Below are 12,207 nucleotides of genomic sequence, written 5' to 3' on the forward strand. Positions count from 1 at the left end.
TCGCGGATTTTGCCGCTTAAACGCCCCCCATCAGCATAATCCACAGGCGGACCATAGATGAAGGTTTTCGCGGGCAACTCGAACCGGCACCTTGCCGAAGCGATCTGCAATTATCTGAATGTTCCGCTCGGCCGCGCCACGGTCAGGCGCTTCGCCGACCAGGAAATCTTCGTTGAAATCCAGGAGAACGTGCGCGGCGAGGACGTTTTCGTCATCCAGTCGACGTCGTTCCCGACCAACGACCACCTGATGGAAATGCTCATCATGATCGATGCGATGCGCCGTTCCTCGGCACGCCGCATCACGGCCGTGATCCCCTATTTCGGTTACGCCCGTCAGGACCGCAAGCCCGGCCCGCGCACGCCGATCTCGGCAAAGCTCGTCGCCAACCTCATCACCGAGGCCGGCGCCGACCGCGTGATGACGCTCGACCTGCATGCCGGCCAGATTCAGGGCTTCTTCGACATTCCGACGGACAACCTCTACGCCGTGCCGATCCTGGCGCGCGACGTGAAGGAAAACTACAATCTCCAGAACGTCATGGTCGTTTCGCCCGACGTCGGCGGCGTGGTGCGCGCACGCGCGCTGGCCAAGCGCCTCGATTGCCAGTTGGCGATCGTCGACAAGCGCCGTGAGCGCGCAGGCGAATCCGAAGTCATGAACGTCATCGGCGACGTCACCGGCAAGGACTGTCTGCTGATCGACGATATCGTCGATTCGGGCGGCACGCTCTGCAACGCCGCCGAGGCGCTTCTGAAGAACGGCGCGACCAGCGTCACCGCCTATATCACCCATGGCGTGCTTTCGGGCGGCGCGGTCGCCCGCGTCACCTCCTCCAAGCTCAAGGAACTGGTGATCACCGACTCGATCCAGGCGACCACGGCCGTCCAGTCCGCGCACAATATCCGCGTCATCACGACCGCGAACCTGCTCGGCGAAGCGATCAACCGCACGAGCGCGGAAGAGTCGGTTTCCAGCCTCTTCGACTGAGAAGACGGCCGTTTCGTTTCGAAAGGCCCGCGCCCCGATGGCGGCGCGGGCCTTTCCTTTTCCATCCCCGTTTTTTTGCCTTCGCCCCGATACCGGACGCATCACTTTTGCGTTACGGTCCGGCGAGATTCACCTGGAGGACTCCTGATGTCGCCTTTCCTCACCCGGCTGGCCGGACGCATCGCCATCCTGATCGCCGCCGGCACGCTCGTCGCCTGCTCCGTCGAGGTCGATGAAGGCGGCGGCGATTATCGCCCGCGTCCGCGCCCGCAGGCCTGCACCATGGAATACAACCCCGTCTGCGGCGTACGCGGCGGTAATGAGCAGACCTTCCCCAATGCCTGCGAAGCGCGTTCGAACGGCTTCCGTGTCGTAGGCCGCGGCGAGTGCCGCCGTGGCGGCCGCCCCGATTTCCGCCCGGACGACGGCCGCGCCTGCACGCGGGAATACAATCCGGTCTGCGGCGCGAACGGCCGTGACCGCCAGACCTTCGCCAATGCCTGCGAAGCGCGCCGCAGCGGCTTCGACGTCATCGGCCGCGGCGAGTGCCAGGTGCGCCGTCCCGACAACGGCTGGGACGGCGGCGGCAGCGACCGTGACCGGCCACGCAGAGGCGAACGCGCCTGCACGATGGAATACAACCCGGTCTGCGCACAGCGCGGCCGTGACCGCAGGACGTTCGGCAATGCCTGCTCGGCGGATGCCGAGGGTTACCGCATCGTCAGCCCGGGCGAATGCTCCGGCTACTGATCGCCTACCTGCATGAAACCGGAAACCCCGCCCGCAAGGCGGGGTTTTTCCTTTGCGGGAGCCTGTTTCCAAGCCTCGCGCCGCCTGTTACCAGTGGGCATTTCCTTTCTGCATAGATGTCGCCATGCTTCGTGATTTTTCCGCCCAGGCCCTGTTCATGGGCTTGCTCACCGCCTTCGTCGGCTTCGCCAGCTCCTTCGCCGTCGTGCTGCACGGCCTGACGGGCGTGGGCGCCACCGAGGCGCAGGCCGCCTCCGGCCTGATGGCGCTCTCGGTCTCGATGGGCCTTTGCGCCATCGTGCTCAGCACCGTCACGCGCCTGCCCGTCTCCATCGCCTGGTCGACACCGGGCGCGGCCCTGCTCGCCAGTTCCGGCGCGGTCGAGGGCGGCTTTGCGACGGCGGTCGGCGGGTTCCTCGTCTGCGCGGTGCTGATCGTCATCGCCGGCCTCTGGAAGCCGCTCGGCCGCATGGTCGCCGCCATTCCGGCGACGCTCGCCAACGCCATGCTGGCTGGCGTGCTGATCGGCCTCTGCTTCGCCCCGGTCAGGGCCATCGCCTTCAATCCCCTGCTCGGCCTGCCCATCGTGCTGGCCTGGATCGTCGTCGGCAGCATCAACCGGCTCTATGCCGTTCCGGCGGCGCTCGCCGCCTTCGTCGCCGTGCTCGCCTTCGGCGTCGAGATTCCCGACGGCGCCCTCGCCGGCCTTTCCGCCGCGCTGCTGCCAAAGCCGGAATTCGTGACGCCCGCCTTTACCGTGGCCGGCCTCGTCGGCATCGCGCTGCCGCTCTTCATCGTCACCATGGCCTCGCAGAACATTCCCGGCATCGCGGTTCTCAAGGTCAACCACTACGAACCCAATCCCGGCCCGCTCTTCGCGACGACCGGCCTCTTCTCGCTTCTCTCCGCGCCCTTCGGCGGCCATGCGGTGAACCTTGCCGCCATCACCGCCGCCATGTGCGCGGGCAGCGACGCCCATCCCGACCCGGCGAAACGCTATTGGGCGGCGATCAATGCCGGCGTCTTCTATGTGATCTTCGGGCTTGCCGCCGGCGCGGTCACGGCCTTCGTCAGCCTCGCGCCGCCGATCCTCATCCAGGCCGTGGCGGGCCTTGCGCTCATCAGCGCCTTCGCCGGCTCGGCGCTCAACGCCTTCAAGGAGGCGGACGGGCGGGAGGCGGCGGCGGTGACCTTCCTCGTCACCGCCTCGGGCGTTTCCTTCGCCGGCATTTCCGGCGCATTCTGGGGGCTGATCGCCGGCGGCCTGATGCTGGCGCTTTCCCGCCTCGTGGCCAGCCTGCGCAAGTAGGTTACGGCTGGAACGGCAGCGGACGGCCGTTGACCAGCACCTTGCCGTCCTCGCCGAGCGTGAGGTCCCAGGCCTGCGCGCCGTCGCCGGCGTCGCGCGCAAGACCCTTCATCATCAGGAGACCGAAGGACGCCTGGGCGAATTCCGGCACGGTCGCTGAATTCTTCTGGAGATAGGCGACCGTCTTGTCGAAATCGCGCATGGTGATCGTCACGTCGGCGCTATGGCGCTCCTTGTCGTCCGGATAGACCGTCATCTTGCCGGAAAGGTGTATGTCATAAACCGGCGACACGGCGGACACGTCCTCGAACTCCATGGTCATCGCGCCGTTCGGCAGGACGATACGGCCGAGCTCCTCGTTCTGCGCCTCGGTCAGCGGCTCCGCCTTGGTGAAATCGGCATGGTCGGCGAGATAGTTGACCGCGCCGGCGAGATCGAGATCGGCCATCGCCATCCGGAAAGTCGCCTTTTCCGGCAGGACGCCCTCATAGACGGCGGGCAGCAGACCGGCCGGCGGCTTCGGCTTTTCCACGCCGAAACCGAAGCCGAAGCGGGTGGAATGGGCGACGCCGTTCATGGAGAGGTCGTAGGTGACGGCCTCAGCGCCGAAACTGCCCTGCTCGGTCCCCACCGTCACGTTCGAGGCCCTGATCGTCTCGGTCAGGTTGTCGAAGACCGGAAGGGACGCCCGCAGCAATTCCATGAGCTGTTTGGCCTCGGCCGGCTCGAGCTTTTCCTTGTGCATGTTGTCGAGCACGAAGAAGACGAAGTCCTGCAGGACCTTGTAGCGCGCGCCGTCCATGCTGACATCGATATCGAGCGAATCCGCGCCGATCTCCACCCGGCCGGCCTCGCCACCCGTGATCGTCTGGGCGAAGGTCTTCATCACGCCTGTCGAAGAAATGTCGAGGATGCCGGCATCCTTCTTCTCGGCCACGGTGCGCATCGCCGTCTCGCCGACGCTCGCCGTCACGCTTTCCTTCGGCGAGCTGCTGGAGAAGGCAAGCCGCCCGGTGGTCCAGTCCGCCGAGGTGAAGTAGAGGATTTCGGGGTCGTAGACGCCGTCGAGCTTCATCCTGTCGATGACATAGGAGAAGGCGTTCTTCTCCTCCCCGAGCGTGACCGATCCCTTGATGTCGAGATTCTCGTTCGCCTCGATACGGTAAGTGCCTTCCGGCAGCGGCCGCAGATAGGCCGTGACCGGCTTCAATCCTTCGATGGCGACCGCACCGCTCCTGGCCTTGTCCAGAAGCACGGCGGGATCGAAGCGCAGTTCGTAGAACGAGGTCGCGGCCCTCACCGTGACCAGCCCGGCGTCGATCATCTCCTGCGGCAGATAGCGCGTGAGGCGCTGCTGGATGCCTTCGGCCTCGGCGGGAGAAACCTGCTGGGCAAGGACGGGGCTTGCCGATACAAGCGCAAGGGCGGCCGAGGCCATCAGGATCTGTCTTCTCATCATGGCCTCCAGTGCCGAACCGATTTGGCCCGAACATCCATATGCGGCCGCCCCGTGTCAATCCGGCGCGAAACCGGGCGCGGGCCTTGCATTTCCGGCCATTCTCGTTTATCGACCCCCCGTCCGCGTAGACACCCTTGGAGGCAACGCGGATGAGGCTTTCACGAAATCCTCAAGCTTGGCGCGGCCGGAGCATTCTCCGCCGGGACAAGCTCTCCAGTAACACACGAAAGGTAAAGCCATGAGCCACGACACCTACGAGCTCAAGGCCGAAACGCGCGAACGGGTTGGTAAGGGGTCCTCCCGTGAACTTCGCCGCAACGGCCTTATTCCTGCAGTTATCTACGGCGACAAGCAGGCCCCCCTGTCGATCGCCATCTCGACCAAGGAAGTGACCCAGCGCATCCACGCCGGCGGCTTCAAGACGACCGTCGCAACGATCGACGTCAACGGCGAGAAGATCAAGGTCCTGCCGAAGGACTTCCAGCTTGATCCGGTCCGCGACTTCACGATGCATGTCGACTTCCTGCGCGTTTCGGGCGACACCCATGTCGTCGTCGAAGTTCCGGTTCACTTCGTCAACGAAGAGAAGTCCCCGGGCATCAAGGCCGGCGGCGTCCTGAACGTCGTTCGCCATGCAGTCGAGCTGCACGCCCTTGCCGGCAACATTCCGGAATTCATCACGGCTGACCTCGCTGGCCTCAAGGTCGGCGACGGCATCCACATCTCGCACGTCAAGCTGCCGAAGGGCACCAGCCCGGTCATCGCCGACCGCGACTTCACGATCGCCACGATCGCTGTCCCGGCTGCCGGCGTGAAGGAAGAAGAAGCCGCTTCCGAGTAAGCGCCTTCGAACGAGTTCCTTGCGAACCCCGCGTCCACCCGGACGCGGGGTTTTTCTTTGTGCAACCATTGCACTGTCGCCGCGACGAGTTTGAATTATCAGCACTTTTCCGAACCGATATTTCAACAACATTTAAGACTTTGGTGAAAATCTAGCCCCGGGAAACGATGAGCGCCAAAGAGGGGCATATGGGCGGGCTTCACAAAGCGGCAGGAAGGCAACCGGCATGAAAGTGCATTCGGTTGAGAGCCGCTTCATCGCCATCGTCATCGGCGCCCTGCTCGTCTTCGTGGCTCCGCTGTTCGTGCTGTTCCTGATCCTGTCCTCCGACCGCGTGGCGCGCGAGCGCCTGCAGAACACCGAAGTCCTGCTGAAGACCAACGTGCAGGCGCTCGGCAAGCCGCTCTGGGACTTCGACAATGAGAGCATCGACCAGATCGTCGCCGATCTTCAGGCGGATCCCGCCATCGGTTTCGTGCGCGTGCGCGACACGGCCGATGTCATCGATGTTAGCAAGCCCGCCGTCGCGCCCGATCCGGGCGAGGCCCGCTCCATCGTGCGGACCGACATTCTCCACAAGGCCTCCAACGGCATCCAGAAGGTCGGCACGGCGGAAATCTGGCTGAGGCGGGAAGGCCTCTTCTCGCGCTTCACGAAGGACGAGATCGCCATCTTCGCCATCTTCTTCTTCGCCGTCGCCACGCTTTTCACCGCTGCCATCATCGGCAACCGCATCACCATCGTCCGGCCGCTGATGCGGCTGACGGCGGCCATCGAGGCCACCCGCCGCCTCGGCTCGCGCCACCATGTCGACTGGACGTCGAACGACGAGATGGGCGCGCTCGCCGACAATTTCAACGCGATGCAGAGCAAGCTGGAGCGCGACGAGCTGGAGCTGAAACTGGCCCATGCCCGCGCCACGGATATCTACAACCTCACCCCCGCCATGCTGTTCTCCATCGACGGCGAGAACCGCATCACCGCCGTCAGCGACTACTGGCTGCGCGCGACGGGCTATCGCCGCGAGGAAGCGATCGGCGAGGACTTCACCGCCTTCGTCGCCGAGGAATGGCGCGAAGCCTATCGCAGCCGCCACGCCACCAACACATCGGACGGTGGCATCTGCGAGGTCACGGTGCGCTTCCGCTGCGCCGACGAAAGCGTGATCGACGTGCTGATCCTGGAGACGGGCGCCGAGGCCAGCCACGACCGGCAGGCCCTTTCCCTCTCGGTCATGACCGATGTCACGGAGCTCAAGGAAGCGGAAAACCGCAACCACCGCCAGGCGATCACCGACCACCTGACCGGCCTTCTCAACCGGCAGGGCCTCGAATCCATGCTGGACCACATGATCGGCGAGGTCGATGCGCGCGGCCAGCAGCTTGCCTGTCTTTTCGTCGATCTCGACCGCTTCAAGTGGATCAACGACAATCTCGGCCATGCGGCCGGCGACGACGTGCTGTGCCAGGTGGCGATGCGCCTGCGCCGCCAGTTGCGCGCCAGCGACATCATCGCCCGGCTCGGCGGCGACGAATTCGCCATCCTGCTCGCCGCCCCGAACGCCCGCCAGCTTGCCCTCGACATCAGCGATCGCCTCGTGGCGAGCCTGCATGCCCCGTTCCTCGTCGGCGGCGCGGAGCTGCATGTCAGCGCCAGCGTCGGCGTCGCGCTCTATCCCGACCATGCCGCCACCGCAGCCAGCCTGCTGCAGAAGTCGGACATGGCCATGTATGCGCGCAAGCGCGGCGGCAAGAACGGCGTGCAGCTCTTCGACAGCAACATGGTCGATATCGCCCGCACGCGCCTGGAGATCGAGCAGTCCATCGAGCAGGGCCTGCGCAGCGGCTGGTTCACGGCCCACCTCCAGCCCATCGTCAGCCTTGCGGATGGCCGCGTGGCCGGCTTCGAGGCGCTGATGCGCCTCGACCACCCCGAACGCGGCCTCCTACCCCCGGCCGAAATCATCGGCGTCGCCGAGGAAAATGGCTCCATCGGCAAGATCGGCGATTGCATCCTGTCGAAATCCATCGCCAGCCTCGCCGCCATCTCGAAGCTCGACGGGCTGGCCGACAGCTATCTCGCGGTGAATTTCTCGCCGTTGCAGTTCGAACCCGCCCTGCCCGCCCGCCTTGCCGCCTTGCTGCTGGAAAACGGCGTCACGCCGGCGCGCATCGTCGTGGAAATCACCGAGGCGGTGCTGATGCTCGACAACCCGTTGGTGCGCGAGGTGCTCGACGCGCTCTCCGACCTAGGTTGCCGCATCGCGCTCGACGATTTCGGCACCGGCTATTCCTCGCTGAGCTACCTCAACCGCTTCCCGGTCGATATCGTCAAGGTCGACCAGTCCTTCACCCGCTCGCTTTCCAGCGACCAGCCGGACGTGCGCCGCAAGAGCCGCATGCTGGTGGAGGGCATCCGGACCATCTCGCACCAGATGGGCTGCGCCGTGGTGGCCGAGGGCGTCGAAACCGCCGAGCAATGGGATATCCTGCAGGCGATGGACATAGAATTCGCGCAGGGCTACCTGCTGAGCCGGCCGCTGCCGCTCGAGGCGCTGCTGGAGAAGCTGGACGACTTCGCCCCGTCCCAGGCGCCCGGGCGCCGGGCAGCGGCATTATGAGAAACGGGGAGACGGGATGATGAAGAGACTGCTCCTGGCACTCGGCCTTTCACTCGCCCCCTTGACCGCGCCGCTCGCCGAGCCATTGCACTTCATCACCGAGGAATACGCGCCCTTCAATTTCACCAGGGACGGCAAGATCACCGGGATCACGGTCGATCAGGTCACCGCGATCGCCAAGGCGGCTGACATCGACTACACGATGGAGATCATGCCCTGGGCGCGCGCCTTCGCCATGGCGCGGAGCCGGTCGATGTATTGCGTCTTCACGGCCGGGTATAACCGCGAGCGCGCCCGGCAGTTCGCCTGGATCACCCCCACCCTCAAGGATGAGATGGTGCTGCTGAAGCGCAAGGACGGCAGCAAGGGACCGGCCTCCATGAAGGAGGCGCTCGGTATGAAAGTCGGTTCGCAGCGCGGCGATTTCGCCGTGGAGGCGCTGGAAGCCCTCGGCTTCACGAATATCGACCTTGCCGCCGATATCGACCTTTCCGTGCGCAAGCTCATTTCCGGCCGCATCGACCTGATGCCCACCTCCATCAAGACCTATGAAAGCCTCGTGCAGCAGGGAGAGCCGGTGGAAAAGGCCATGCCGATGTCGGGCCAGATCTTCGGCATCGCCTGCAACAAGCAGACGCCCACCGCCCTCATCCAGCGCCTTCAGGCCGAGCTGAACAAGCTGATCGCCAGCGGCGAGCAGGACCGCATCTTCACCGCCTACGGCCTGCCGCCGAACCCGCGCACGGCGGAAAACGGCGCGAAGGAATAGCCTGCCTGTTGACTTCCGGCCGCTTTCGCGGTGGTGAAGACCGGACACAGCTTTTGGCGGACCATTCCATGCAGATCATCGCCGGGCTCGGCAATCCGGGCGCAAAATATGCGGGCAACCGCCACAATATCGGTTTCATGGCGCTGGACGCCATCCACCGCAAGAACCCCTTCTCGCCCTGGTCGAAGAAGTTCAAGGCCGAGATTTCCGAGGGCGAGCTTGCCGGCGAGAAGGTGCTGCTCGTCAAGCCGCAGACTTTCATGAACCTGTCCGGCGAATCCGTCGGCGAGGCGATGCGCTTCTACAAGCTGGCGCCGAAGGATATCGTCGCGATCTACGACGAGCTGGACCTTGCCCCCGGCAAGGCGCGCATCAAGGTCGGCGGCGGCCATGGCGGGCACAACGGCATCAAGTCGCTCGACGCCCATTGCGGCAAGGACTACCGGCGGCTGCGCCTCGGCATCGGCCATCCCGGCGCCAAGGAGCTCGTCACCAACCATGTGCTCGGCGACTTCGCCAAGGCGGACCATGCCTGGCTCGACCCGCTGCTGGACGAACTGGCCATCAATGCCGCCATGCTGGTGCGCGGCGAGGATTCGCAACTCATGAACAAGCTGGCGCTCGCCACCGGAAGCAAGCCGGAGGAGGACGCATCGGCGAAGAAACCGGCCAGCCAGTCCCATATCCGCGCCGCGCGCAACCACGCCCAGCCGAAGGCCCTGCCCACCACCGGGCCTATGGCCGACATGCTGAAGAAGCTCTTCGGCGACAAGGACAAGTAGCGGCCTATTCTTCCGGCTCGGTCTGGAAGAGCAGCGGGAATCCCGCCTCCTTGGCAAGGTCCGTCGCCTCCTTGGCCTTGGTCTCGGCGATATCGCGCGCGCAGACGACGACCACCGAGGTTCCCATCTTGTGGGCGGTCATCATCACGCGATAGCTCGTCTCCTCCGCCATATGGAAGATGGCCTTCAGCACCAGCACGACGAAGTCGCGCGGCGTATAGTCGTCATTGACGAGGATGACCTTGTAGAGCCTCGGGCGTTGCAGCTTCGGCTTCGTGACGGTCTTCGGGGTGAGGGTCGTGTCACCATTGCTCATGGGAAGCTCCTCGGACTGTTGGCTTCGAGCGGTGTGCGGCCATTGTGCACCGCAGGCGGGGCGACTTCAAGGCCCGGCGGGCCGCAGGCCCTTGACCCTGCCCCGTCCTTCCCCCATAGCGAGGGCAACGATTTTTCCAAGACGAACGGACCATTTCCATGGGCTTCAAATGCGGTATCGTCGGTCTGCCGAATGTCGGCAAGTCGACCCTCTTCAACGCGCTGACCAAGACGGCAGCCGCCCAGGCGGCGAACTATCCCTTCTGCACCATCGAGCCGAACACCGGCGAAGTCGCGGTGCCCGATCCGCGCATGAAGGCGCTCGCCGGCATTGCCGGCTCCAAGGAAATCATCCCAACGCGCATCTCCTTCGTCGACATCGCCGGCCTCGTGCGCGGCGCTTCGAAGGGTGAAGGCCTCGGCAACAAGTTCCTCGCCAATATCCGCGAAGTCGACGCCGTCGTGCATGTGCTGCGCTGCTTCGAGGACGATGACATCACCCATGTCGAAGGCCGGATCAATCCGGTCGGCGATGCCGACACGATCGAGACCGAGCTGATGCTCGCCGACCTCGAAAGCCTGGAACGACGCGTCGAGCAGACGCGCAAGCGCGCCGCCAGCAAGGACAAGGAATCCCTGGCGCAACTGCCGATCATGGAAGCGGTGGTCAAGCTTCTGAACGAAGGCAAGCCGGCCCGCCTTCTCCTGAAGACGCTGGCTCCGGAAGAGATCGACGTCCTCAAGGGCCTCAACCTTCTGACCTCGCACCCGGTTCTCTATGTCTGCAACGTCGCCGAGGGGGACGCCTCGACGGGCAACGCCCATACGGCCGCCGTCGCCGCCATGGCGAAGGAACAGGGCGCGGAATGCGTCATCATCTCGGCCGCCATCGAATCCGAAGTCGCCCAGCTTCCCGAAGAGGAGGCGAGCGAATTCCTCTCGGCGCTCGGCCTTGAGGAAGCCGGCCTCGACCGGCTCATCCGCGCCGGCTACCACCTGCTCGACCTCATCACCTATTTCACCGTCGGCCCCAAGGAAACCCGCGCCTGGACCATCGTGCGCGGCACCAAGGCCCCGCAGGCCGCCGGCGTCATCCACACCGATTTCGAACGCGGCTTCATCCGCGCCTTCACCATCGCCTATGACGACTACATCGCCTACAAGGGCGAGGTCGGCGCCAAGGAAGCCGGCAAGGGCCGCGACGAAGGCAAGGAATACGTGGTGCAGGACGGCGACGTCATCCATTTCCGCTTCAACACGTAAGCGGCTCTCCCATCGGGCACCATCGCTGCCGTCCCTCACCCGAGGGGCGGCAGTTTTCGTTGAAGGGGGCACGATGGCGAGGCCGGCCGCGCTTGCCAAAGCAGGCCGCCCTCGCCATTGTGCCCTTGCAACAGAATGGACGGGATCGTGCCCAGCTACACTTTTGAAGACTTCACGCCCGGTCGCCGCTTCGAGTTTACGAAGCGGACGATGACGGCGGATGAAATCGTCGCCTTCGCGGCGCAGTTCGATCCCCAGCCGATGCATCTCGACGAGGCGGCCGGCCGCGCCAGCATCCTCGGCGGCCTTGCCGCTTCCGGCTGGCACACCAGCGCGGTCATGATGCGCATGCTCTTCGAGGCCTATATCGACGGCTCTACCTCGGAAGGCTCGCCCGGCGTCGATCTCATGGAATGGAAGCGCCCGGTGCTCGCCGGCGACACGCTCGGCGGCCACTGCGAGGTGCTGGAAGCCCGGGTCTCGCGCTCTCGGCCCGACATCGGCATCGTGCGCCTGCGCGCCGAGGTGACGAACCAGCGCGGCGAGACCGTCGCCGTCTCGGAATACATCAATATGCTGCGGCTCGCCGCGAAAGGAGCCGACCATGCGAATGGCTGAGCTTTATCCTTTCGGCGAGGCGGTCGATATCGGCAGCCTCACCTTCACCGCCGAAGACATCATCCGCTTTGCGAAGGATTTCGACCCGCAGCCCTTCCACCTCGATGAGGAGCAGGCGAAGCAGGCCCTCTTCGGCGGCCTCTGCGCCTCCGGCTGGCATACGAGCGCGGGCTGGATGAAATGCTTCGTGCCGTTCTGGATGGGTGAATGCAGGCGCCTCGCGGCGGAAGGCATCGTGCCCCCGAATCTCGGCCCCTCCCCGGGCTTCACCAAGCTCGCCTGGCTCAAACCCGTCTTCGCCGGCGACACGATCACCTATTCGGTGACGCTGACCGGATCGCGCGAACTGGCTTCCCGCCCGGACCGCCTGATCAACACGATCCTCAATGCCGGCCGCAACCAGAACGGCGAGGCGGTCATCCGGTTCGAGAGCACGGTTCTGGAGTTTCTCTGAGGTCGAGACGGAGGGCGTAGCCACGCCCTCCAGCGCA

Annotated in this window: 12 protein-coding genes; 10 read left to right on the forward strand and 2 right to left on the reverse strand. The window is 64.9% G+C overall.

The window, feature by feature from the left end:
* The first annotated feature begins 57 nt into the window (after positions 1-57).
* The 3 genes from K8M09_RS11530 (at position 58) to K8M09_RS11540 (ending at position 3,049) form a co-directional block, all read left to right on the forward strand.
* Positions 58-990 (forward strand): ribose-phosphate pyrophosphokinase, encoded by a 933-nt coding sequence (locus tag K8M09_RS11530; RefSeq protein WP_160786880.1) that lies wholly within the window; start codon positions 58-60, stop codon positions 988-990.
* Positions 991-1,137: 147 nt separating this feature from the next.
* On the forward strand, positions 1,138-1,740 hold the full coding sequence (locus tag K8M09_RS11535) for a Kazal-type serine protease inhibitor family protein (protein ID WP_160786879.1): 603 nt from the start codon (positions 1,138-1,140) through the stop codon (positions 1,738-1,740).
* 124 nt (positions 1,741-1,864) lie between these two features.
* Positions 1,865-3,049, forward strand: a complete 1,185-nt coding sequence (locus K8M09_RS11540) for a benzoate/H(+) symporter BenE family transporter (RefSeq protein ID WP_160786878.1) — start codon at positions 1,865-1,867, stop codon at positions 3,047-3,049.
* Position 3,050: 1 nt separating this feature from the next.
* Here K8M09_RS11540 and K8M09_RS11545 read toward each other — a convergent pair whose 3' ends face one another.
* Positions 3,051-4,505 (reverse strand): hypothetical protein, encoded by a 1,455-nt coding sequence (locus K8M09_RS11545; protein ID WP_160786877.1) that lies wholly within the window; start codon positions 4,503-4,505, stop codon positions 3,051-3,053.
* Between the two features lie 241 nt (positions 4,506-4,746).
* Between K8M09_RS11545 and K8M09_RS11550 the strand changes: the two genes are divergently transcribed.
* The 4 genes from K8M09_RS11550 (at position 4,747) to pth (ending at position 9,520) form a co-directional block, all read left to right on the forward strand.
* The gene (locus K8M09_RS11550; RefSeq protein WP_160786876.1) at positions 4,747-5,349 is read left to right on the forward strand and encodes a 50S ribosomal protein L25/general stress protein Ctc; all 603 of its coding nucleotides are present in this window, start codon (positions 4,747-4,749) and stop codon (positions 5,347-5,349) included.
* Positions 5,350-5,575: 226 nt separating this feature from the next.
* Entirely contained in the window at positions 5,576-7,969 is a 2,394-nt protein-coding gene (locus K8M09_RS11555) for a putative bifunctional diguanylate cyclase/phosphodiesterase (RefSeq protein ID WP_160786875.1), read from the forward strand.
* Between the two features lie 19 nt (positions 7,970-7,988).
* On the forward strand, positions 7,989-8,738 hold the full coding sequence (locus K8M09_RS11560) for a substrate-binding periplasmic protein (protein ID WP_160786874.1): 750 nt from the start codon (positions 7,989-7,991) through the stop codon (positions 8,736-8,738).
* 68 nt (positions 8,739-8,806) lie between these two features.
* Positions 8,807-9,520: an aminoacyl-tRNA hydrolase gene (gene pth / locus K8M09_RS11565; RefSeq protein ID WP_160786873.1), complete on the forward strand. Its 714-nt coding sequence runs from the start codon at positions 8,807-8,809 to the stop codon at positions 9,518-9,520.
* A 4-nt stretch (positions 9,521-9,524) separates the two neighbouring features.
* Here the strand turns inward: pth and clpS are convergent, their stop codons facing one another.
* Positions 9,525-9,836 (reverse strand): ATP-dependent Clp protease adapter ClpS, encoded by a 312-nt coding sequence (gene clpS / locus K8M09_RS11570; protein ID WP_160786872.1) that lies wholly within the window; start codon positions 9,834-9,836, stop codon positions 9,525-9,527.
* A 158-nt stretch (positions 9,837-9,994) separates the two neighbouring features.
* Here clpS and ychF point away from each other — a divergent pair, with 158 nt between their 5' ends.
* The 3 genes from ychF (at position 9,995) to K8M09_RS11585 (ending at position 12,170) form a co-directional block, all read left to right on the forward strand.
* Complete coding sequence (ychF, locus tag K8M09_RS11575) at positions 9,995-11,098, forward strand: redox-regulated ATPase YchF (RefSeq protein ID WP_160786871.1); 1,104 nt, start codon at positions 9,995-9,997, stop codon at positions 11,096-11,098.
* 210 nt (positions 11,099-11,308) lie between these two features.
* Positions 11,309-11,716, forward strand: a complete 408-nt coding sequence (locus K8M09_RS11580; protein ID WP_229342345.1) for a MaoC family dehydratase — start codon at positions 11,309-11,311, stop codon at positions 11,714-11,716.
* Positions 11,703-12,170 (forward strand): MaoC family dehydratase, encoded by a 468-nt coding sequence (locus tag K8M09_RS11585; RefSeq protein ID WP_160786869.1) that lies wholly within the window; start codon positions 11,703-11,705, stop codon positions 12,168-12,170. Before K8M09_RS11580 ends, K8M09_RS11585 begins: the two co-directional genes overlap by 14 nt.
* The last annotated feature ends 37 nt before the right edge of the window (positions 12,171-12,207 follow it).

The organism is Shinella zoogloeoides, from assembly GCF_020883495.1.
Lineage (GTDB): Bacteria > Pseudomonadota > Alphaproteobacteria > Rhizobiales > Rhizobiaceae > Shinella > Shinella zoogloeoides.

Coding starts and splice junctions, on each gene's coding strand:
- K8M09_RS11530 (WP_160786880.1), top strand. CDS start 58: ATGAAGGTTTTCGCGGGCAACTCGAACCGGCACCTTGCCGAAGCGATC.
- K8M09_RS11535 (WP_160786879.1), top strand. CDS start 1,138: ATGTCGCCTTTCCTCACCCGGCTGGCCGGACGCATCGCCATCCTGATC.
- K8M09_RS11540 (WP_160786878.1), top strand. CDS start 1,865: ATGCTTCGTGATTTTTCCGCCCAGGCCCTGTTCATGGGCTTGCTCACC.
- K8M09_RS11545 (WP_160786877.1), bottom strand. CDS start 4,505: ATGAGAAGACAGATCCTGATGGCCTCGGCCGCCCTTGCGCTTGTATCG.
- K8M09_RS11550 (WP_160786876.1), top strand. CDS start 4,747: ATGAGCCACGACACCTACGAGCTCAAGGCCGAAACGCGCGAACGGGTT.
- K8M09_RS11555 (WP_160786875.1), top strand. CDS start 5,576: ATGAAAGTGCATTCGGTTGAGAGCCGCTTCATCGCCATCGTCATCGGC.
- K8M09_RS11560 (WP_160786874.1), top strand. CDS start 7,989: ATGAAGAGACTGCTCCTGGCACTCGGCCTTTCACTCGCCCCCTTGACC.
- pth (WP_160786873.1), top strand. CDS start 8,807: ATGCAGATCATCGCCGGGCTCGGCAATCCGGGCGCAAAATATGCGGGC.
- clpS (WP_160786872.1), bottom strand. CDS start 9,836: ATGAGCAATGGTGACACGACCCTCACCCCGAAGACCGTCACGAAGCCG.
- ychF (WP_160786871.1), top strand. CDS start 9,995: ATGGGCTTCAAATGCGGTATCGTCGGTCTGCCGAATGTCGGCAAGTCG.
- K8M09_RS11580 (WP_229342345.1), top strand. CDS start 11,309: ATGACGGCGGATGAAATCGTCGCCTTCGCGGCGCAGTTCGATCCCCAG.
- K8M09_RS11585 (WP_160786869.1), top strand. CDS start 11,703: ATGCGAATGGCTGAGCTTTATCCTTTCGGCGAGGCGGTCGATATCGGC.